General features: G+C 69.2%; 21 protein-coding genes. 14 read left to right on the forward strand and 7 right to left on the reverse strand.

The genetic code is table 11. From position 1 onward, the window contains the following. Window positions 1-114 precede the first annotated feature (114 nt). Window positions 115-834: an HU family DNA-binding protein gene (locus SCNU_RS01370; RefSeq protein WP_009677550.1), complete on the forward strand. Its 720-nt coding sequence runs from the start codon at window positions 115-117 to the stop codon at window positions 832-834. Window positions 835-931: 97 nt separating this feature from the next. On the opposite strand, the gene SCNU_RS01375 is transcribed toward SCNU_RS01370, so the two are convergent. The 3 genes from SCNU_RS01375 to cofC are packed head-to-tail and all read right to left on the reverse strand — an operon-like array spanning window position 932 to window position 4,781. Next, a complete protein-coding gene (locus SCNU_RS01375; RefSeq protein WP_009677551.1) occupies window positions 932-1,837 on the reverse strand; it encodes an NUDIX hydrolase in 906 nt (301 codons plus the stop codon). After that, window positions 1,837-4,044 (reverse strand): RNA degradosome polyphosphate kinase, encoded by a 2,208-nt coding sequence (locus SCNU_RS01380; protein ID WP_009677552.1) that lies wholly within the window; start codon window positions 4,042-4,044, stop codon window positions 1,837-1,839. Before SCNU_RS01380 ends, SCNU_RS01375 begins: the two co-directional genes overlap by 1 nt. A gap of 14 nt (window positions 4,045-4,058) precedes the next feature. Beyond that, window positions 4,059-4,781: a 2-phospho-L-lactate guanylyltransferase gene (cofC, locus tag SCNU_RS01385; RefSeq protein ID WP_238526270.1), complete on the reverse strand. Its 723-nt coding sequence runs from the start codon at window positions 4,779-4,781 to the stop codon at window positions 4,059-4,061. A gap of 136 nt (window positions 4,782-4,917) precedes the next feature. Here cofC and SCNU_RS01390 point away from each other — a divergent pair, with 136 nt between their 5' ends. Continuing rightward, complete coding sequence (locus SCNU_RS01390; RefSeq protein WP_040517310.1) at window positions 4,918-5,928, forward strand: NAD(P)H-dependent glycerol-3-phosphate dehydrogenase; 1,011 nt, start codon at window positions 4,918-4,920, stop codon at window positions 5,926-5,928. A gap of 13 nt (window positions 5,929-5,941) precedes the next feature. Here the strand turns inward: SCNU_RS01390 and SCNU_RS01395 are convergent, their stop codons facing one another. Further along, window positions 5,942-6,547, reverse strand: a complete 606-nt coding sequence (locus SCNU_RS01395) for a DUF3515 domain-containing protein (protein ID WP_009677555.1) — start codon at window positions 6,545-6,547, stop codon at window positions 5,942-5,944. Between the two features lie 80 nt (window positions 6,548-6,627). Here SCNU_RS01395 and thiL point away from each other — a divergent pair, with 80 nt between their 5' ends. From thiL to SCNU_RS01410, 3 genes are read left to right on the forward strand one after another with little or no spacing between them, the layout of a single operon-like run. Further along, on the forward strand, window positions 6,628-7,620 hold the full coding sequence (gene thiL / locus SCNU_RS01400) for a thiamine-phosphate kinase (protein WP_040517415.1): 993 nt from the start codon (window positions 6,628-6,630) through the stop codon (window positions 7,618-7,620). Between the two features lie 17 nt (window positions 7,621-7,637). Further along, complete coding sequence (locus tag SCNU_RS01405; protein WP_009677557.1) at window positions 7,638-8,162, forward strand: gamma carbonic anhydrase family protein; 525 nt, start codon at window positions 7,638-7,640, stop codon at window positions 8,160-8,162. Then, window positions 8,159-8,836, forward strand: coding sequence for a uracil-DNA glycosylase (locus SCNU_RS01410; RefSeq protein WP_009677558.1), 678 nt, complete (start codon window positions 8,159-8,161; stop codon window positions 8,834-8,836). The genes SCNU_RS01405 and SCNU_RS01410 overlap by 4 nt, the downstream gene beginning before the upstream one ends. Before the next feature lie 8 nt (window positions 8,837-8,844). Here SCNU_RS01410 and SCNU_RS01415 read toward each other — a convergent pair whose 3' ends face one another. Further along, complete coding sequence (locus SCNU_RS01415) at window positions 8,845-9,633, reverse strand: enoyl-CoA hydratase/isomerase family protein (RefSeq protein ID WP_040517416.1); 789 nt, start codon at window positions 9,631-9,633, stop codon at window positions 8,845-8,847. A gap of 147 nt (window positions 9,634-9,780) precedes the next feature. Then, window positions 9,781-9,972, reverse strand: a complete 192-nt coding sequence (rpmB, locus tag SCNU_RS01420) for a 50S ribosomal protein L28 (RefSeq protein WP_009677560.1) — start codon at window positions 9,970-9,972, stop codon at window positions 9,781-9,783. A gap of 255 nt (window positions 9,973-10,227) precedes the next feature. Between rpmB and SCNU_RS01425 the strand changes: the two genes are divergently transcribed. The 5 genes from SCNU_RS01425 to SCNU_RS01445 all read left to right on the forward strand — a co-directional run bounded on the left by SCNU_RS01425 (window position 10,228) and on the right by SCNU_RS01445 (window position 15,893). Then, a complete protein-coding gene (locus SCNU_RS01425) occupies window positions 10,228-11,883 on the forward strand; it encodes a DAK2 domain-containing protein (RefSeq protein WP_040517418.1) in 1,656 nt (551 codons plus the stop codon). Next, on the forward strand, window positions 11,883-14,153 hold the full coding sequence (gene recG / locus SCNU_RS01430) for an ATP-dependent DNA helicase RecG (RefSeq protein ID WP_009677562.1): 2,271 nt from the start codon (window positions 11,883-11,885) through the stop codon (window positions 14,151-14,153). The genes SCNU_RS01425 and recG overlap by 1 nt, the downstream gene beginning before the upstream one ends. Window positions 14,154-14,256: 103 nt before the next feature. Then, window positions 14,257-14,685, forward strand: coding sequence for a CBS domain-containing protein (locus SCNU_RS01435; protein ID WP_009677563.1), 429 nt, complete (start codon window positions 14,257-14,259; stop codon window positions 14,683-14,685). 51 nt (window positions 14,686-14,736) lie between these two features. Next, window positions 14,737-15,486 (forward strand): HNH endonuclease family protein, encoded by a 750-nt coding sequence (locus SCNU_RS01440; protein WP_009677564.1) that lies wholly within the window; start codon window positions 14,737-14,739, stop codon window positions 15,484-15,486. Between the two features lie 14 nt (window positions 15,487-15,500). Continuing rightward, on the forward strand, window positions 15,501-15,893 hold the full coding sequence (locus tag SCNU_RS01445) for an NUDIX hydrolase (protein ID WP_009677565.1): 393 nt from the start codon (window positions 15,501-15,503) through the stop codon (window positions 15,891-15,893). A 117-nt stretch (window positions 15,894-16,010) separates the two neighbouring features. Here SCNU_RS01445 and SCNU_RS01450 read toward each other — a convergent pair whose 3' ends face one another. Then, window positions 16,011-16,628, reverse strand: a complete 618-nt coding sequence (locus SCNU_RS01450; RefSeq protein WP_009677566.1) for a DUF305 domain-containing protein — start codon at window positions 16,626-16,628, stop codon at window positions 16,011-16,013. Window positions 16,629-16,779: 151 nt separating this feature from the next. On the opposite strand from SCNU_RS01450, the gene SCNU_RS01455 reads away from it, so the two are divergent. The 4 genes from SCNU_RS01455 to SCNU_RS01470 are packed head-to-tail and all read left to right on the forward strand — an operon-like array spanning window position 16,780 to window position 20,790. After that, window positions 16,780-17,472 carry a response regulator gene (locus SCNU_RS01455; RefSeq protein WP_040517422.1) on the forward strand — a complete coding sequence of 231 codons (693 nt, stop codon included), beginning with the start codon at window positions 16,780-16,782 and terminating at the stop codon, window positions 17,470-17,472. Next, window positions 17,469-18,602 carry a sensor histidine kinase gene (locus SCNU_RS01460; protein ID WP_009677568.1) on the forward strand — a complete coding sequence of 378 codons (1,134 nt, stop codon included), beginning with the start codon at window positions 17,469-17,471 and terminating at the stop codon, window positions 18,600-18,602. The genes SCNU_RS01455 and SCNU_RS01460 overlap by 4 nt, the downstream gene beginning before the upstream one ends. Then, complete coding sequence (locus tag SCNU_RS01465) at window positions 18,599-19,888, forward strand: glutamate-5-semialdehyde dehydrogenase (protein ID WP_009677569.1); 1,290 nt, start codon at window positions 18,599-18,601, stop codon at window positions 19,886-19,888. Before SCNU_RS01460 ends, SCNU_RS01465 begins: the two co-directional genes overlap by 4 nt. After that, a complete protein-coding gene (locus SCNU_RS01470; RefSeq protein WP_009677570.1) occupies window positions 19,885-20,790 on the forward strand; it encodes an AAA family ATPase in 906 nt (301 codons plus the stop codon). Before SCNU_RS01465 ends, SCNU_RS01470 begins: the two co-directional genes overlap by 4 nt.

The following is a 20,790-nucleotide window of genomic DNA, read 5'->3' on the forward strand; positions in this document are numbered from 1 at the left end:
TGCGCCCGAACTTCTCATGTGAATTTGCGCTGGTTGGCTTATTTTGCGCGGCAACCCGTTTACCGTGTGGATTAGCTGGCACGCCCGGCCAGTGCAAATCCTGCGGAGGTACGGATGAACAAAGCAGAACTCATCGAGGAACTCACGAAAAGGCTCGATGCGGATAGGAAGACCGCCACCAACTTCGTCGAGCAGGTGATCGACACCATCGTTCGCGCCGTCAACAAGGGCGAGAGTGTGACGATCACCGGGTTCGGCGTCTTCGAGAAGCGCCGCCGCGCCGCGCGGGTGGCTCGCAATCCGCGCACTGGCGAGACAGTCAAGGTCAAGGCCACGTCGATCCCGGCGTTCCGGCCGGGTGCGCAGTTCAAGGCGATCGTCTCCGGCAAGCAGAAGCTGAAGTCGGGACAGCCTGCGGTGAAGCGTGCTTCGGCCGAGTCCGCGGCCCCCGCGAAGAAGTCGGCGCCGGCGAAGAAGACCGCTGCGAAGAAGTCGACTCCGGCGAAGAAGGCGACCGCGGCCACGTCGACTCCCGCCAAGAAGACTGCCGCGGCCAAGAAGACCACGACTGCGGCGAAGAAGACGACGGCGGCCAAGAAGACGGCAGCGAAGAAGACCGCAGCTCCGACGACGGCCGCCAAGAAGACGGCAGCGAAGAAGACCACGACCGCCGCGAAGAAGACCACGGCGGCGAAGAAGACCACGGCTGCCAAGAAGGCGGCCCCGGCCAAGAAGGAAGCGGCCAAGAAGACCACGACCGCCGCGAAGAAGACGACCGCTGCCAAGAAGACCCCGGCGAAGAAGGCGACGTCGAAGAAGGAGTCCGATAGCTGAGGAGAATCCACCTGCCGCCAAAGGGTATCTACGCGCTTCGGCCCCTGCCTGCACGATGCGGGCGGGGGCCGAAGTGCGTCGGCGTCTGCCTCGGCCGTCAGCCGGCGAGCGGGGCCGCGATGTGGTCCGCGGCGGTCAACTCGCCGTCACGGGTGGTGAGCACCCACACGCTGCCCTTGCGGTTCTCGGCGTCGGGCAGGGCGACGCCGTCGGCTTTGGCCCATCGCCTGAGCACCGGCGGTATCACTCCGCCCTGGCTGCAGATCGCGTGGATGGACCCGGTCTTGCCGCCGAGTTTCCGGAGGCGGTCGTAGGCGGCGTCGGGGTCGGCGTCGAAGGCCTCCTCGGACAGCGTCGGCTCCAGTTTCACCTCGGTTCGCAACTGCTCCGCCAGCGGGGTCAACGTCTGTACACAGCGCGTGCGGTCGGCCGCGTGCAGACGATGCGCACCGAACAGGGCGAGCAGTTCCCGGAGCGCGCCGGACTGCCGGACACCGCATGCGTCGAGCGGCCGTCGACGGTCGTCGCCGTCGAAGTCCTCGCGGGCACCGGCCGACGCGTGACGCACGACGATCAGCGTGTGCAGTTCGCGGACCGGCCGGGACGCGAAGGTGTGCAGTACATCCCGGTCCGCCTCGTAACTGACCTTCTCGATGGCGTCGGACACCGGCAGCCACGTCAGATCGTCGCACTCGCGACTCGCCGCGAAGCCGCCGCCGACCGCTTCGACGGACCAGTAACCGACGCGCTTGGGTGCGCCGGACCCGAGGCGGTAGCCGACCGTCCGGAGATGGTGGCCCATCCGGACCTCGTAGCCGGTCTCCTCGACGATCTCGCGCGCCGCGGTCACCGGCAGGATCTCACCGCGTTCGGCTTTGCCCTTGGGCAGCGACCAGTCGTCGTACCTGGGCCGGTGGACCAGGGCGACTTCGACGTCGGCCGACCGTTTCGGCCGCCACAGGACGCCGCCGCCGGCCCACACCGTGCGCGTCGGGCGGCTCATCAGGATCCGGCCGGCTCGGCGTGGTGGCGGTGGCGGGTCATCATCTGCCGCTGGTGATCTCGGACCTGCTCGCCTGCGGCGGGCTGGGCCTCCCAGGTGCCGTCCGGCCGCAGTTCCCAGCAGCGGGTGCGCGGGTCCAGCGCGGACTCGAAGATGTCCTCCAGATCGGCGGTGAGTCTACGGTCGCGGACCTGGACCATCACCTCGACGCGGCGGTCGAGATTGCGGTGCATCATGTCCGCGCTGCCGATCCAGTACTCGTCCTGTGCACCGAACTGCAGAATGCGCGAGTGCTCGAGGAACTGCCCGAGAATCGACCGGACGACGATGTTCTCGCTGAGCCCTTCGACGCCGGGGCGCAGCGCGCAGATTCCGCGCACGACCACCTCGACGGGCACACCGGCCTGCGAGGCCCGATACAGCGCGTCGACCACCTGCTCGTCGACGAGGGCGTTGGCCTTCAACCGGATCCGGGCGGCGGTGTCTCCGGCACGGTGCGCGGCGATCTCCGCGTCGATCCGGTCGATGATCCCGGTTCGGATGCCGTGCGGCGCCACCAGCAGGTTGCGGTACTCCTGCTTCCGCGAGTAGCCGGTCAGCGTGTTGAACAGATCGGTCAGGTCCGAGCCGATCTCCGGTGCCGCGGTGAACAGGCCGACGTCCTCGTAGAGGCGCGCGGTCTTCGGGTTGTAGTTGCCGGTGCCGATGTGGCAGTAGCGGCGCAGTGCCGGCCCCTCGCGGCGGATCACCAGACAGGTCTTGCAATGGGTCTTCAACCCGACCAGGCCGTATACGACGTGCACTCCGGCCTGCTCGAGTTTGCGGGCCCACTTGATGTTCGCCTGCTCGTCGAAGCGCGCTTTCAGTTCGACGAGCGCGACGACCTGCTTGCCCGCCGCGGCGGCGTCGATCAGCGCGTTGACGATGGGGGAGTCGCCGGAGGTGCGGTACAGGGTCTGCTTGATCGCGAGCACCTGCGGATCGGCTGCGGCCTGTTCGATGAACCGCTGAACGCTGGTGGAGAACGAATCGTACGGATGATGCACCAGGACGTCACCGTCGCGCAGAGTGGCGAAGATGCTCTTCGGCGTCTCGCGCTCACCGAAGGCCGGGTGCGTGGCGGGCACCACCGGGCGCTCCTTCAGCTGGGGGCGGTCGAGCCCGTAGATCTGCCACAGGCAGGTCAGGTCGAGCAGGCCCGGAACCTGGATCACGTCGGCGGGATCGACGTCGAGCTCGCGCAGCAGCAGCTCCAGCATGTGCTCGGTCATGTCGTCGCCGACCTCGAGTCGCACCGGGGAGCCGAATCGGCGGCGAGCGAGTTCCCGTTCGAGCGCCTGCAGCAGATCCTCGTCGCGGTCCTCGTCGACCTCGAAATCGGCGTTGCGGGTCACCCGGAACACGTGGTGCTCCACGATCTCCATGCCGGGGAACAGCTCCGACAGATTCGCGGCGATCAGGTTCTCGACCGGGAGGAACAGTGCAGGCCGGGGACCGTCGTCGTCCGGGTCGCCGGACGGCGCCAGCTGATCGACGCGGACGAACCGGCTGACGTTGTCGGGCACCTTCACGCGCGCGAAGTGCTCGCCGCCGTAATTGCTCGGCGATCCGCCGTCCGACCGGTCCCGCACGGTCACCGCCAGGTTCAGACTGAGCCCGGAGATGTACGGGAAGGGATGTGCGGGGTCGACGGCCAGCGGCGTCAGGACCGGGAACAACTCGTTGTGGAAGTGCGCCTGCATCCGCACCCGCTGCACGGCCGTGAGGTCGTCCCAGCCGATGATCCGGATGTTCTCGCCCGTCAGCGCCGGGGCCACCGAGTCGCGGAACACGCGGGCGTGCCGGTCGGCGATCTTCTGCGAACGCAGCGCGATCATCTGCAATTGCTCGCGCGGCGACCGCCCGTCGGCCGACCGGACCGACAGCCCGGTCTCATCGCGACGCTTGAGGCCGGCCACCCGCACCATGAAGAACTCGTCCAGGTTCGAGGCGAAGATGGCGAGGAACTTGGCCCGCTCCAGCAACGGCAGCGAGACGTCCTCGGCGAGCGCCAGCACGCGCGAGTTGAAGTCGAGCCAGCTGAGCTCGCGGTTGAAGTAGCGGTCGGCGGGCAGATCCGCCGCCTCGTCCGGGTCCACGGTCTCGGCGGGCAATGCGGCGGGCAGGGCCGTCAGGGATTCGTTCTCGATCTCTTCCGTGGCACTCACGGGTCAATTGTGGACTATCGGCAGTGCGCTGTCCTGTCAGCCGAGAGGTTTCCGGCGTCCGCGTGTCGAGGTGCGGCGAGCGCACTCCTCGTCGCCGGGCCGACGCCCAGCCCGATCGCCGCCGTCAGGTCGGCGGGCGTGTCGACGTCGGTGCGCAGACGGTTCCAGCGCAGCCCGCCCGGATCGAGTTCGACGGCGCCCGCAGCCCGGTGCGCGGCCGCCGACATCGGTCCGAACCGCGGAGCCGGCGGCTTCGTGGCGCGCACCACGAGCATCGAGGTGCCCTCGCCCGCGCGATCGGCGACGAACGCCGCAGGCGCGCCCCGGTCGATCGCCTCGGCCGCGGCGGTGAGCGCGTCGGCGAGGGTCTCGGCGTCCAGTGCGGCGAGATCGGCCTGGAGTGCGGCGACGAACTCGGCGTCCGGTGCGACGGCGGCGATTCCGTGTGCGAGCGCGGCGTTCAGCGGTGTCCGGTCGAGCCCAGGATCGTCGGGGGCGGGCTCGTCGAGGGCGAGGGCGCCGTGATCGGCGACGACCGCGTGCACGTTCGGGTCGGGGCTCACCACGACCACCCGGTCGACGCCCGCGTCGCGGACCGCGCCCAGCGTGTCGGTGAGCATCGCGGTCACCAGGCTGCGTCGGCGGTCGGCCGACGGCACCGCCGACGCCAGCCGTGACTTCGCGTCGTCCAGACGTTTGACGGCGAGGACGACGGCGACCGAGGGCGGGACGGACATGGTCACCATGGTGCAGCACGTGCGGGCCCGATCGCTCGTCGGGCCGTGCGCGCGGCGTCACCGGTCAATCGGTTCGGCGGCTCGCGGCCGGGAGATAGGGTGGACCGCAGTTTCTATCCGGGCGGAGGAGTGCGACGTGCGTGCAGTGGTGATGGGTGCCGGTTCCTGGGGCACCGCAGTGGCGAAGGTACTCGCCGACGCGGGCAATGATGTCAAGATCTGGGCGCGTCGCCCCCAACTGGTGGAGCAGATCAATACCCGGCACGAGAACGGCGACTACCTGCCCGGGATCACGCTGCCCGAGAACCTGCGTGCGGTGAGCTCGGTCGAGGAGGCGCTGGCCGACACCGAACTCGTGGTGTGCGCGGTGCCGTCGCAGTCGTTGCGCGACAACCTCGTCGGCTGGCGGGCGCATCTGCCCGCGGACGCGATCCTGCTCTCGCTCGCCAAGGGCGTCGAGACGAGTTCGGGCAAACGGATGAGTGAGGTCATCGGTGAGGTGACCGGCTTCCCGGCACGGCAGATCGCGGTGCTGACCGGACCCAATCTCGCGAAGGAAGTCGCGCAGGGGCAGCCGGCCGCGACCGTCATCGCCTGCGTCGACGAGGCGCAGGCCGTCCGGGTGCAGCAGGCCTTCGCCACCGGCTATTTCCGGCCCTACACCAACGTCGACGTCGTCGGCTGCGAGATCGGCGGCGCGGCGAAGAACGTCATCGCTCTCGCGTGCGGCATGGCGTCCGGCATGGGCTTCGGCGAGAACACCCTCGCCACGATCATCACCCGCGGGCTGGCTGAGACCATCCGGCTCGGCGTGGCACTCGGCGCCGACATCACCACGCTCGCCGGACTGGCAGGCATCGGCGACCTCGTCGCGACATGCTCGTCGCCGCTGTCGCGTAACCGCACATTCGGCGCGCGGCTCGGTGAGGGCGCGAGCCTGGCGCAGGCCCAGGCCGCCACCAACGGGCAAGTGGCCGAAGGCGTCAAGTCGTGCTCGTCGGTGCTCGCCCTGGCGAAGACCCACGGGGTGGAGATGCCGCTGACCGAGGCCGTTCATCAGGTGTGCCATGAGGGCATGTCGGTGCCGGACATGGTCAGCGCGCTCCTCGGCCGCAGCACCAAGCCCGAGGTCTACGGTCCGGCCTGAGGCCTGGGTCCGGCTACTTGCCGAAGTCGAGCGGTGCCCGCTCCAGGTGCGCCTCGATGAGGGCCGACACGTCGGTGATCGGCGCGTTGCCCGCACCGACCGGGACCCACACGGCCACGTAGGGGCGGTGGTCGACGCTGACGAAGGCCTGACCGCGTCCGTCGATCGTATCGGTCATGAACCACTGCACCGGATTGATCACCTGCAGGGCGCTCGTCGGCGCGAGCTCATCCGGGCGTTCCACGCCGCAGCGCAGCACCACCGGATCCGAATCCGGCTTGGTCCAGCGGACGGTCGTGCCGTCGACCGACTTGTCGCCGAAGTCGCCGAGCTTCTCCGGCAGCTGGTCGATGAACGCCGCGCACTTGGCAGAGTCCGCCGCGGAGGTGGCGTACGACTCCACGGGGGAGGACTCGGAGTCGCTCGAGGAGAAGTTGAGGGCGGCGTACGTGATGAAACCCGCGAGCACCATGACCGGAATCGCGACCAGCGTGGCGATGAGAGCGGGACTCAGTCGCGAGCCGCTCTCGGCGGCCGCCTTTGTCGTCGACGACGTCTCGGACGTCTGCTCGTCGGCCGGCTTCAGCTCGGCGGACTTCTTCTCGGTCCCATCGCTCATACCGCCAGTGTGGTCGATGAGCGGTGTCGGCCGGAAATCAGCCGGCGGACCGGCGGCGGGCGCCCGGTAGCATCAGCGCCGTGAAGACGGTGGGTGAAGTCGGTGAACGCGAACTGATCGCGATGTTCACCACTGCCGCGCGATCCGTCGGGGGATCGGGCGACGTGGTGATCGGATCCGGCGACGACGCCGCGGTGTTCGTCCCCACCGGGCCGGTGGTGGTCAGCACCGACACCGCGGTGGCGGGCAGGCATTTCCGCTTCGACTGGTCGAGCCCGCGGCAGATCGGCGCCCGCGCCGTGGTCCAGAGTGCCGCCGACATCGCCGCGATGGGCGGTGTCCTCACCGGCGTGGTGGTCTCGATCGGCTGCCCGCCGCAGACGCCGGTGGATCGGGTCCTCGAACTCAACGCGGGCATCGTCGAGCAGAGCCATCGATACGGCGCCCGCGTGCTCGGCGGCGACCTCGTCTCCTCGGCAGAGGTCGTGCTGACCGTGACCTCGCTGGGCGTGCTCGAGGGCACCGCGGCGGTCGCACTGGTCGGCGCGATCGCCGGTGACGTGCTCGCGGTGAGCGGACCGCTCGGCGGGCCGGCGGGCGGGCTCGCGGCGCTGTCGGCCGTCGAGCACGGCGCCGATCCGGGGCTTCTCGAGCAGTTCGCCGACCTGGTCGCGGCGTACCGGCTGCCCGCCCCGGACCTGTCGCAGGGTCGAGTGGCCGCCGTCGCCGGGGCCCACGCCATGACCGACGTGTCCGACGGCCTGGTGGAGGAGCTCATCACCATGTCGGGGGCCTCGCAGGTCCGGCTGGACGTGCAGTCGTCGGCGGTGCCGCAGGCGAGCGGGCTGTCGGAGCTGGGCGCGGCCCTCGGCGTCGACCCGGCGCGATGGGCGCTCGCCGGAGGTGAGGAGCACGAACTGCTCGCGGCCTTCGAGCCCGCGCACGTGCCCGCCGGATGGACGGTGATCGGTGAGGTGTCGGTGGGCGGGACGATCGGGGACGAGGCCGGGGCCCGTGTGGACGGCGTGCCGGTCGGCGAGATCCGCGGGTGGCAGTCGTTCACCGACGTGTGACCTGATTAGATCGTCACATGGCTGTCTATGCACTCGGCGATCGCGAGCCGGTACTCGGCAAGGACGTGTTCATCCACCCCGACGCCACCGTCATCGGCGCGGTGACCCTCGGCGACGGAGTCTCGGTCTGGCCGGGTGCGGTGCTCCGCGGCGACTACGGGACCATCACGGTCGGTGCCCGCACCAACATCCAGGACGGCACCGTCATCCACTGCACGTTCACCGAACCCACGGTGATCGGTGCGGGCTGCGTGGTCGGGCACAATGCGCACATCGAGGGCTCGACGATCGGCGACGACTGCCTGATCGCGTCGGGCTCGGTGGTGCTCAACCGATCGGTGATCGGCTCCGGGTCGGTGATCGGCGCGGGCGCGGTGGTGTCGTACGGATTCACCGTGCCGGAGCGCTCGATGGCGCTCGGCGTGCCCGCGAAGGTACGGGAGGGGCATCAGGTCCCGGAGGGCCACCTCGAACAGAACACCGAACTGTACTTCCAGAACGGGCAGTACTATCGCGCGAACCTCCGGCGGCTCGACGCGTGAGCGCGAAGCCGCTGTCGGAGCTCGTCGATCCGGGTTGGGCGCAGGCGCTGGCGCCGGTCGAGGGCGTCGTCGCGCAGATGGGGGAGTTCCTCCGCGCGGAGAACGCGGCGGGCCGCCGCTATCTGCCGGCCGGACAGAACGTGCTCCGTGCGTTCAGCCAGCCGTTCGACGACGTGCGCGTGCTGATCGTCGGGCAGGATCCCTATCCGACGCCGGGCCACGCCGTCGGGCTCAGCTTCTCCGTCGCACCCGACGTGCGGCCGATCCCGCGGTCGTTGCAGAACATCTACAACGAGTACTGCGAGGACCTCGGCTATCCCCGGCCGACCAACGGCGACCTGACGCCGTGGACCGAGCAGGGCGTGCTGCTGCTGAACCGGGTTCTGACGGTGATGCCCGGCGAGCCCGCGTCGCACCGCAACAAGGGCTGGGAGCAAGTCACCGAATGCGCGATCAAGGCGCTCGCCGCCCGCGATGAGCCGATGGTCGCGATCCTGTGGGGCAACGATGCGCGACAGCTGGTGAAATGGCTGCCGGACATCCCGGTGATCGAATCCGCGCATCCGTCGCCGCTGTCGGCGTCTCGCGGCTTCTTCGGGTCGAAACCGTTCTCCCGCGCCAACGAGGAACTGCTCGACCTCGGCGGCGATCCCGTCGACTGGCGCCTGCCCTGATCGACGGGCTACCGCACGCCGCGGTAGTCCGGCGCGCGCTTGGCCAGGAAGGCGTCGACGCCCTCGACCCCTTCCGGCGTCGTGCTGAGCGCCGAGATCGAGGCGGCTTCGGCCGTGAGCTGATCGGCGAGAGTGCTGGTGGCGCTCCGATGCAGCAGCCGGCGGATCGCGGTGTACGAGCCGCGCGGACCGGAGGCCAGCTTCACTGCGGTCGCGTGTGCGGCCTGTTCGACGGCGTCGTCGTCGACGAGCTCGGAGAGGATGCCGAGTTCGAGTGCACGGTCGGCGGCCAGGATCTGATCGGTCATGATGATGTGCCGCGCGCGGGCGGCGCCGACCGCGCGCGGAAGCAGCCACGACATCCCGCCGTCCGGCGAGAGGCCGATTCCGGGGTATGCCGGGCGCAGCTTCGTCGCGGTGCCGCCGATCGCGATGTCGGCGTGCAGCACCAGACTCATGCCGGCGCCGGCGGCCCAGCCCTTGACCGCGGCGACCACGGGGAGTTCGCTCTCGTAGAGGAATTCGATCGTGGAGTGCAGATCGTCGGCCAGCCCGCGCAGGTAGTCACCGCGATCGTCGGCCGCGGCGAACGCGGCGACGTTGCCGCCCGCGCAGAAGTTCTTGCCCGCTCCGCGCAGCAGTACGGCGCCGGCGTCGAGCTTGCCGCGGGTCACCGCGCGCAGCGCCTCGCGGCCCTCGAGGACCAGGTCGTGGTCGAGTGCGGTGCCGGCATCGCTTGTGGAAACGGTGAGGTTCAGGACGCCGTCGTCGTCGACGTAGATGAGATCAGAAGCCATACCCGAGTACTTTACGGAACGCTCGGTCACGCGGAACTCCGACGGGGGGAGTCCGGTGCTGATCAGCGGTTCGACGGTGGCGACCCCGGAGACGACGAAATCGCCGCCCGGCAATGCCGGACGGCGATCAGGTCAAGCGTTGAGCGCTCAGGCCTTGACGGTCTTGCCCGCCTTCAGGCACGAGGTGCACACGTTCTGGCGCTTCTTGTTGCCCGGGGCGACCTCGACACGCACAGACTGGATGTTCGGGTTCCAGCGGCGGTTGGTGCGCCGATGCGAGTGCGAGACCGACTTGCCGAAGCCGGGGCCCTTGCCACAAACGTCACAGACGGCAGCCATGATCGAACTCCCTTGGTAGAAATCTTGGTCAGTAGTCAGCCGATCGTGAGCGCTGCGTAGCGCGCCGCGACAATCGGCAACCCGAATAGAATAACCGGGCGATCCTCAGCTGTCCAAATCGGATGCGGTGGACCGGGCTCACCGTACCTGTCGGAACACGGATGTCGGAGTCGGGCGGTAACCTCGGGACACATTCGACGATCGTCGGCGCTGCACCTCGTCGGCGGGCCAGGAAGGTGGGTGGTCGTGCGGCTGATGACCGGTGACGCCAGCACCGCGATCAATCCCCAGCTCATCAGGGACTGGGCGCACGCCTGCGCGGACGGCCTGGAGGCCATGCGCACAGAGATCAACGACCTCAACGTGTTTCCGATTCCGGATTCGGACACCGGCAGCAACATGGCGCAGACCATGGCCGGCGCCGTCGCGGTGCTCGACGACCTCGACGATGAGTCCGACCTCTCGACGGTCACCCGGACACTGGCCGACGCCGCCGTCGGCTGCGCCCGCGGCAACTCCGGCGTCATCCTGTCCCAGATCCTGGTCGGCCTCGCCGATGCCGCAGACCTCGCCGTCGCCGAGGACGACCACAGCTTCAACCGGCTGTGCATGAATGGACTGCGGCTCGGGGCTCTCGCCGCACGGCGAGCGGTCAGCGCGCCGCGCGAGGGCACCGTGCTCACGGTATTGAAGGTCGCCGCCCAGAGCGCCTCCGCCAACGTCCACGGCTCGCCCGCCGACCTCGCCCGCGCCGTCGCCGACGACTGCGCCGAGGCACTGGAGCTGACCCCGGAACAGTTGCCGGAGCTCGCGAGCGCAGGCGTGGTCGACGCCGGCGCGCGCGGTTTCCTGGTGATGGCGGATTCGATGGTGCTGGTCGTCAGCGGCGTCGCCAACAAACGGCGGGCCTACCGCGGCATCCTCACCGCCGGAACGACCGGCACCGGGCACGATGACGGTTCATGCGTGGGGGCGGGCGACACCGACTTCGAGGTGATGTACCTGCTGGACGGCGCTGACGGCTCGCAGATCGGTGCCTTGCGCGACCGGCTCGGCGAGCTCGGTGACTCCATCGTCATCGTCGGCGACAGCTCCACGTCGGCCGAACGGTTCTCGGTGCACGTGCACACCGACGAGCCCGGACAGGCGGTGGAAGCGGGCCTCGCGCTCGGTCGACTCACCGAGATCCGCATCAGCTGCTTCGCGCTCGACGCGATCCGGTCGGCGCCGGGCGCGAGCGAACCGGCTCCGCGGTTCAAGCGCGCGGTGGTCGCACTGGTCACCGGCGACGGCGCGGAGGAACTGTTCACCGAGGCCGGCGCGGCGGTCGTGCGGGCCGATCACGGCGTCCACCCGGCGACCCTGACCGAGGCGATCCGCGGCACCGACAGCGCGCACGTGATCGTGATGGGCAACGGCATGATGTCGTCGCAGGATCTGGTGCAGGTCGGCGCACAGGCGCGGTCGACACAGCGGTCGGTGGTGTTCCTGCCGACGCTGTCGATGGTGCAGTGCCTGTCGGCCCTGGCAGTCCACGATCCGGCCGAGGAACCCGACGTCGATGCCTTCGCGATGGCGGAGGCTGCCGCAGGCACGCGGTGGGGGTCGCTGATGCGGTCCAACACCAAGATGATGACGCTGGCCGGCACCTGTGAGATCGGCGACACGCTCGGCCTCATCGGGTCGGACGTGCTGGTCATCGCGCACGAGCAGCGTCAGGCGGCGACCGCCCTGCTCGACCTGATGCTGGCCACCGGCGGTGAGATGGTCACCGTGCTGGCCGGCCGCGACCTGGACGTCCCCGCCCGCGAATCGATCGCGGAGCACCTGCGGTCGCACTATCCCGGCATCGAACTCGCGCTCTACGACACCGCGCAGTCGAGCCATCTGCTCCAGGTAGGCATCGAGTGATGTTGACTGCGGCCTCGCCGCTCACCGAGTCGACGGTCGATCCGGCGCTGCTCAAGAAGCTCGCCGGGCTCGAACTCACCACGGTCGGCGAACTGCTGCGCTACGTGCCGCGACGCTACGTTCGCCGCGGTCATCTCTCGGAGTCGGAGCGGCCGGAGCCGGGCGAGTGGATCACCGTGATCGGGCGCATTCAGAAGGCGCAGATGATCTCGATGAAGCGCCGTTACGGTCAGTTCCTGAAGGTCGTCGTCAACGACGGCCGCGCCGACTACGAGGCGAGCTTCTTCAATGCCCGCTGGATCCAGAAGGTGCTGAAGCCGGGGACGCGCGTGGCGATGGCGGGCACGGTCAAGCTGTTCCGCGATCAGATCCAGCTGTCGCACCCGGACTGGATGGTGATGCCGGAGGACGACGGCATCGACGTCGTCGGCAATGCCGCGATGATCGGCGAGATGTATGCGGACGCGGCCGAGTCCGGCGACGAGAAGACGCACGGTTCCACCGCGTCGGCCGACGACGCCCGGAGCTTCGCGCGCGACATCATCCCGATGTATCCGGCCACCAAGGACGTCCAGACCTGGGAGATCTGGCGCGCCGTGCGGCAGGTACTCGCCGACACGGTGCCGGCCGAGGACCCGCTGACCGACGACCAGCGGACGTCGCGCGGACTGATCACCGGGGACGAGGCCATTCACCGAGTGCATCTGCCGGAGAACCTCGAGGACATCGAGGCCGCGCGTGCACGACTGAAGTTCGACGAGGCGCTGGCCGTCCAGACCGAACTCGCGCGCCGTCGGCTGAGCGCGGTCGCCGAATCGGCCCGTCCGTGCCCGCACGTGCCCGGTGGCTTGGAGGACCAGTTGCTGGACCGCCTGCCGTTCGAGCTGACCGGCGGGCAGCGGGACGTGTTGCTCGAGATCGGGGAGGACCTGGCCGACGAGCATCCGATGAGCAGGCTGCTGCAGGGCGAGGTCGGCTCCGGTAAGACGTTGGTCTCGCTCCTCGCCATGCTCCGGGTGGTCGACAACGGCCACCAGTGTGCGATTCTGGCGCCCACCGAGGTGCTGGCGGCTCAGCACTACCGGACGGTGATGACCATGCTCGGAGATCTCGCGCGGGCGGGCGAACTCGGCGCCGCCGACGGTGCGACCAGGGTCGGACTGCTGACCGGGTCGCTGGGCACCGCGACGAAAAGGCAGGTGCTGCTCGACGCGGTCACCGGCGATGCGGGCATCGTGATCGGCACCCACGCCCTCCTCGAGGAGCATGTCGAGTTCTTCGATCTCGGGATGGTGGTCGTCGACGAACAGCATCGGTTCGGTGTGGAGCAGCGCGACGTGCTGCGCTCGAAGGGACGCGACGACTCGCGTCCACACTTCCTGGTCATGACTGCCACGCCGATTCCGCGAACGGTCGCGATGATCACCTTCGGCGACCTCGACACCTCGGTGATGACCGAGCTGCCGCGCGGGCGGCAACCGATCACCACGAGCGTCGTCCCGATGCGCAAGCAGGCGTGGGTCGATCGCGTGTGGGCACGGGCGAACGAGGAGATCGACGCCGGACGGCAGGTGTACGTGGTGTGCACGAAGATCGGCGACGAGCAGACGAACGCGAAGAGGTCGAAGAAGTCGGCCAAGGAATCCGAGGCGGAGGACGACACGATCTCGGTGCTCGACCTCGCCGAGCAGCTCGCGGCCGGACCGCTCGCGGGCCGACGGATCGGGATCCTCCACGGCAGGCTGCCGGCCGACGAGAAGAACGACGTGATGGACGCCTTCACGCGCGGCGAGATCGACGTGCTCGTCGCGACGACCGTCATCGAGGTCGGTGTCGACGTCCCCAATGCGACGATGATGGCGATCGTCAACGCCGAGCGGTTCGGCGTGAGCCAACTCCATCAATTGCGCGGCCGCGTCGGACGCGGCGAGCACGCGGGCCTGTGTCTGCTGATGACGACGGCCGGTGACATGGGGCAGTCGATGGAACGTCTGCGTGCCGTGGAAGCGAGCAGCGACGGGTTCGAGCTGGCCCGCGTCGACCTCGCGCAGCGTCGTGAAGGAGACATTCTCGGCGCCCTCCAGTCGGGAGGCAAGAGCTCGCTGAGCTTCCTGTCGCTGCTCGACGACACCGACGTCATCGCCGATGCGCGCGACCTGGCCGAACAGATCGTGCTCGACGACCCCGACCTCGTCGCACATCGGGCGCTGGCGGACCTCGTGCAGTCGATCCTGCTCCCGTCGCGCGTCGAGTACCTCGACAAGTCGTAGTCGAATCGGCGGTGCTGTCGAATCACTGAGGGTCTGGCCTTTTCGGTCGTTGTGGCGGACCCTGGAGGTGTCGAATTCAGCTCACGACGGGTGGAGGACGGCTATGCGGATTTCGCAGATCCTGGGCAAGAAGGGCAGCGGTGTCATCACGGTGCGGGCGGGCTCCACGGTCCGCAGCCTGCTCGCCACGCTGGATGAGTGGAACATCGGGGCGGTCGTGGTGATCGGTGACGGCGGCACGCTGGCGGGCATCGTGTCCGAGCGGGACATCGTGCGCAGGCTGCACTCGGGCGGCGCGGGCGTCCTCGACGGTCCGGTGTCGGCCATCATGACGCCGGTCGTGCACGTGTGCGCCCCCGACGATCCGATCGAGGGTCTCCGCGACACGATGACCGAGCACCGGGTGCGTCACCTGCCGGTCCTGGACGCGGGCGAGCTCGTCGGGATCATCAGCATCGGCGACGTCGTCAAGAGCGCGATCGACGAACTCGAGACCGAGCGCGAGCATCTGGTCCACTACATCCAGCACTGACTCCATCCGCGTGTCCCGGAACCGGGGACGCCCCGCAGACGTCCAAACGGTATGTGGCACGCGATCGGTCAGCGGTGGAAGTGGGTCAGATCGCGCCACCGGCCGGGACGCATCAGGCTGACCGGCAGGCAGTGGGGCGCACTCGTGGCGTTCGCGGCGACTGCGGTCGTGGTCGCGGTAGGCCTCGGCGTGCCGCACACCGCGTCGCCGGTGCCCGCGGTGTCGGTGGAGCGGGCGCGCGCGAGCCTCGCCCGACTGCGCGTGATCGAGCGGAGACCGGCTCACGATCGCGACTACCATCGTGACGCGTTCGGTCCCGCGTGGACGGACGACGTCGACGTGGTCGGTGGCGGCAACTCGTGCGACACCCGCGACGACATCCTGGCCAGAGACATTCCGGGCGCCGTTCGAATACGGACCACGGCCTGCCCCGAGGCGGTCGCGTCGGGGACGTTGACCAGCCCGTACACCGGGCGGTCGGTCGCGTTCCGCCGCGGTCGTGGATCAGCCGCGGTGCAGATCGATCACATCGTGCCGCTCGCCTACGCATGGGACATGGGAGCCGCGTCCTGGGGTGGGCCGCGGCGCCGGTCGTTCGCCAACGATCCCGCGAACCTGGCGGCGGTCGACGCGGCCAGCAATCAGAGCAAGTCCGATGCCGAACCGGCGCGGTGGATGCCCCCGCTGCGTGCCTTTCACTGCCAGTACGCGGTGCAGTTCGTCACCGTGCTCGCCGCGTACGGACTGCCCGTCGACGCGCCGTCGCGGGATACGCTCGTGAACGCGTTGAAGTCGTGTTGAGGAGGGGAGGACGCGTGGGTGATCGTCGGATCGTGGTGAGCGCCGTCGTCATGCGCGACGACGCCGGGCGAGTGCTGACCGTGCGTAAGAACGGCTCCGGTCTGTTCATGTTTCCCGGCGGCAAGCTCGACGACGGGGAGAGCCATGCGGCCGCTGCCGTCCGTGAGGCTCGGGAGGAGATCAGCGTCGAACTCGATGAGCGGTCTCTGCGCCGCGTCGGCACCTTCGCTGCCGATGCGGCCAACGAGCCGGGTCATGTCGTGGTCGCGGAGGTCTTCGAGCATCCGCTGGTCGGCGACCCGGTCGCCAGCGCGGAGATCGCCGAGATCGCGTGGGTGGATCCGGCCGATCGATCGCGAGACGACCTCGCCCCGCTTCTCCGCGACGAGGTGTTCCCGCTCCTCTGACGTGCCGTCGCGAGTCTGGACGACGCTGATCGGTCGCTCCGGCATCGGCAGTGTTCGGTGTGACCACCAGATGGTCACGCCGAACACTGCTGATTTGAACACGAACCTGGGAGCGGGTCACATCCCGTTCAGCATCGCCTTCATCTCGTCGATCTCCTTCTGCTGCGAGTCGACGATGCTGCGCGCCATCTCGATGGCGTCCGGGTTCTTGCCGTCGGCGATCTCGTCCTTCGCCATGTCGACGGCGCCCTCGTGGTGCTCGATCATCTGACTCAAGTAGAGCTTCGCGGCGTCGGTTCCCTGCGCGGCGCGGAGCTTCGTAAGGTCCTCCTCCGACAACATGCCGTCCATCTCGTGGTCCATCGGCGCCTGCGCCGGTGCGCCCCACTCCTTGAGCCAGCTCTGCAGCTGCGCGATCTCCGGCCCCTGAGCGTCCTTGATCTGCTTGGCCAGGGCGGTGACCTGCGCGGGAATGCCGGGCTTCGCGAGGATGATGTCGCTCATCACCAGCGCCTGCTCGTGGTGCGGGAGCATCATCTGCGCGAACATCACGTCGGCCTCGTTGTGCTCGGCACTCGCCGCGGCGGAGGTCGGCATGTTCGACATGTCATGCGACGTCGACATGTTCGACATGTCATGCGTGGCGTCCGACGGTTCCTCGTTCGGGCTGCATGCGGCGACGCCGACGACGACGGCCGCCCCGGCGATCGCGGTGACGATGAGGCGAGTTCTCACGTTCGGTTCCCTTCCGTGGTGGTCGGAAGTCAGTCTGCCGCACCGACCCGCCGGGTTCGGTGAGCCTTGTGTGAAGGTTTGCTCAAGATGCCAGGCGCGCGCGTCGAGTTCCGGGATCCGGGCCAAGATGGAGACCATGTCGGGACGGGCGATGGTGGTCGAGGACGAGGCGGCGCTCGCGTCGCTGGTGGCGTCGTACTTGGAGCGGGACGGATTCGAGGTGACAGTCACCGGCGACGGGGCGGACGCGGTCGCTCTCGCACGGAAGGTCGACCCGGACGTCGTGGTCCTCGATCTGGGTCTGCCCGGCCTCGACGGTGTCGAGGTGTGCCGAAGGCTCCGGACGTTCTCCGACGCCTACGTCGTGATGCTCACGGCGCGGGCCGACGAGGTCGACACCCTCGTCGGACTGTCCGTCGGCGCCGACGACTACATCACCAAGCCGTTCAGTCCGCGGGAGCTGTCGGCTCGCATCCAAGCGCGGATGCGCAGGCCGCGGACCGGATTCACCGGGGAGCAGACACCCGTCACCCGTGCACCGGACCGGGTTTTCGGCGACCTGTCGATCGACGTCCTCGGTCGGGAGGTGTGGGTGTCCGGCGAGCCGGTCCACCTGACGCGCACCGAGTTCGATCTGCTCGCCGCGCTGTCGTCGGCCCCCGGAACGGTCTTCTCACGGGCGCGACTGATCGACACCGTGTGGGGACCGGAGTGGATCGGCGACGACCACCTCGTCGACGTGCACATCGGGCACGTGCGGCGGAAGCTCGGCGACGACGCCGCGCAGGGCCGGTACGTGCGGACGGTGCGCGGTGTCGGCTATCGGATGGGGACGGGCCGGTGACCGGCGGGCGTCGTCGGATGACGGTGGGCACGGGACTGATGCTCGCCATGGCCGTGGTGGTGGTCGCGACGGCGGCCTGCGCCCTGCTGATCGCCTGGCTGATGGCGCCCGGGATCTTCCACGACCATCTCCATCAGGCCGGGATCGATCAGAACTCCAGCGAGGCGATGCACGTGGAGCGAGCGTTCGCCGACGCCGTCGGGCTGTCGTGGGGACTGGCGGCCGTCGTCTCGGCGATGCTCGCGCTCGCGCTGAGCTGGTATCTCGCACGACGGGTCCAGCGGACGGTGACGGCTGTCGCCGGGTCGGCCGCGCAGATCGCGGACGGCCACTACGACGCGCGGGTGCACGGCGGCGGGATGGGCCGGGAGTTCGACGACCTCGCCGACGCCGTCAACCGCCTGGCCGCGCAGTTGGACGCGACAGAGTCGACCCGTCGCCGCATGCTGTCGGACCTCGCGCACGAGATGCGCACTCCGCTGGCGACGATCGACTCCTACCTCGAGGCGATCGAGGACGGCGTCCGCAGGCCGGACGCCGAGACGATGGCGATACTGCATACCGGAACCGAGCGCCTGCGCAGGCTCGCCGAGGACGTGGCCGCCGTGTCGCAGGCGCAGGAGCACATGCTGTCGGTGGTTCCGGTCTGGACCACGGATGCCGAGCTGGTTCGGGCCGCGGTCGCCGAGGTGGCCGGACCGTACGCGAGCAAGGGCGTTGCCATCGGAGTCGACGAGGCGCCGCCGACGTCCCTGCGCGTCGACCCGGCCCGGATGGGGCAGGTGCTCGGCAACCTGCTGACCAATGCGCTGCGTCACACCCTGCCCGGCGGCAGCGTCACCGTGTCGACGCGGTCGGTGGATCAGGACCTGCTGATCGCAGTGACCGACACCGGCGACGGCATCGAGGCCGACCATCTGCCGCACGTCTTCGACCGCTTCTACCGCGCGGACACCGCACGGGATCGCGACCGCGGCGGGAGCGGCATCGGGCTGACCATCGCGCGGGCCCTGGTCGAGGAGCACGGGGGCACGCTGTCCGCCCGGAGCGACGGGCCCGGGCGAGGTGCGGTCTTCACCGTCCGGCTGCCGCTCGAACGATCCCGTCGCGCGGTTACCCTGGAGCCATGAGTGCACCCACTGCCGATTCGGTTGACACGACCGCCGGCGCGACGACGGACGTCACGGCCGCGGTCACCGAGCTCGCCACCGCCGCGAAGAAGGCGGCCCGGACGCTCGGCCTGCTGACCACCGCACAGAAGAACGCGGTTCTGCTGGCCGCCGCCGGCGCGATCGACGCGGCGTCCGACGACATCGTCGCCGCCAACGCCGAGGACGTGCAGCGCGCCGAGGCGGCGGGCACCGAGGCCTCGCTCGTCGACCGTCTGCGGCTCACACCGGAGCGGGTCGCGGGAATCACCGGCGGACTGCGTCAGGTGGCCGCGCTGCCCGACCCGATCGGCGAGGTGCTGTCCGGGAAGACCCTGCCCAACGGTCTGGAACTGCGCCAGGTCCGCGTGCCGCTGGGCGTCGTCGGCTTCGTGTACGAGGCCCGGCCGAACGTGACCGTCGACGGGTTCGGCATCTCCTTCAAGTCCGGCAACGCCGTGCTGCTGCGCGGCTCCTCGTCGGCGGCGAGTTCCAACGCCGCGCTGGTGGCGGTGCTGCGGGGCGTTCTCGCCGACCACCACGTCGATCCGAACGCGGTCTCGCTGCTGCCGAGTGAGAGCCGGGAGAGTGTGACCGCGCTGATTCAGGCGCGCGGCCTCGTCGACGTGGTGATTCCGCGCGGGGGCGCGGGGCTGATCAACACCGTGGTGACCGATGCGAAGGTTCCGACCATCGAGACCGGCACCGGCAACTGCCACATCTTCGTGCACCGCGACGCGGACGTGGACGTGGCCACGCGCATCATCCTGAACGCCAAGACCCGCAGGCCCAGCGTGTGCAACACGGTGGAGACGGTGCTCATCGACCGCGCCATCGCCGATCGGGCACTGGCCCCGATCACGTCGGCGCTGCAGTCGCAGGGCGTGGTCATCCACGGCGACGAACCGGGCATGGAGCCGGCGACCGAGGACGATTGGCATCGCGAGTACCTGTCTCTGGACATCGCGATGAAGGTCGTCGATGACATCGACGCCGCGATCGACCACATCGCGACCTACGGCACCGGGCACACCGAGGCCATCGTCACCGGCGACCTGGCCGCGGCGAACGAGTTCACCGGCCGCGTGGATGCCGCGGCGGTGATGGTCAACGCGTCGACGGCGTTCACCGACGGTGAGCAGTTCGGCTTCGGCGCCGAGATCGGCATCTCGACTCAGAAGCTGCACGCGCGTGGACCGATGGGACTCCCGGAGCTCACGTCCACCAAGTGGCTGGTGTGGGGCGACGGACAGGTTCGTCCCGCATGACGGCGAGCGGCACGACCAACATCGCCCCGGCCTTCGGCGACGTCGACGACGTCCGCGAGAAGCTTCGGCAGACCGGCTATCTGGCCGACGAGGCGACGTCGACGACCGCCTTCCTCGCCGACCGGCTCGGCAAACCGCTGCTGGTCGAGGGGCCCGCGGGCGTCGGCAAGACCGAACTCGCTCGCGCCCTGGCCCAGGCCACTGGATCGGAGCTGGTCCGACTGCAGTGCTACGAGGGCATCGACGAGGCCCGCGCGCTGTACGAGTGGAATCACGCGAAGCAGATCCTCGCTATTCAGGCTGCCGGGCACCGTGACTGGGACGCCACCAAGGGCGACATCTTCTCGGCTGAGTTCCTGCTCGCGCGACCGTTGCTGACCGCGATCTCACGGTCCGAGCCGACCGTGCTGCTGATCGACGAGATCGACAAGGCCGACGTCGACATCGAGGGTCTGCTGCTCGAGGTGCTGAGCGACTTCGCGATCACCATTCCGGAGATGGGGACCGTCACCGCCGCGCGGCGGCCGATCGTCCTGCTGACGTCGAACGCGAACCGCGAGCTGTCGGAGGCGCTCAAGCGCCGCTGCCTGTACCTGTACATCGACTTCCCGGATGCCGAGCTGGAGCGTGAGATCCTCGCCTCCCGGGTCCCCGAACTGCCCGCGCGGCTGGCGGAGGAGATCGTGCGCATCGTCGGAGTGCTGCGAACCCTCGACATCAAGAAGAAGCCGTCGGTCGCCGAGACCATCGATTGGGGCAACACGCTGCTGGCGATGACCACCGGCGAGCAGGCGGCGTCGGGCCGGATCGACGATTCGCTGGTCGCGCGCACTCTCGGAGTGGTGCTCAAGCATCGGCCCGACGTCAAGACGGCGCTGCGCGAGCTCAAGCTCGGAGAATGA

This window comes from Gordonia neofelifaecis NRRL B-59395, assembly GCF_000192435.1.
Taxonomy (GTDB): domain Bacteria; phylum Actinomycetota; class Actinomycetes; order Mycobacteriales; family Mycobacteriaceae; genus Gordonia; species Gordonia neofelifaecis.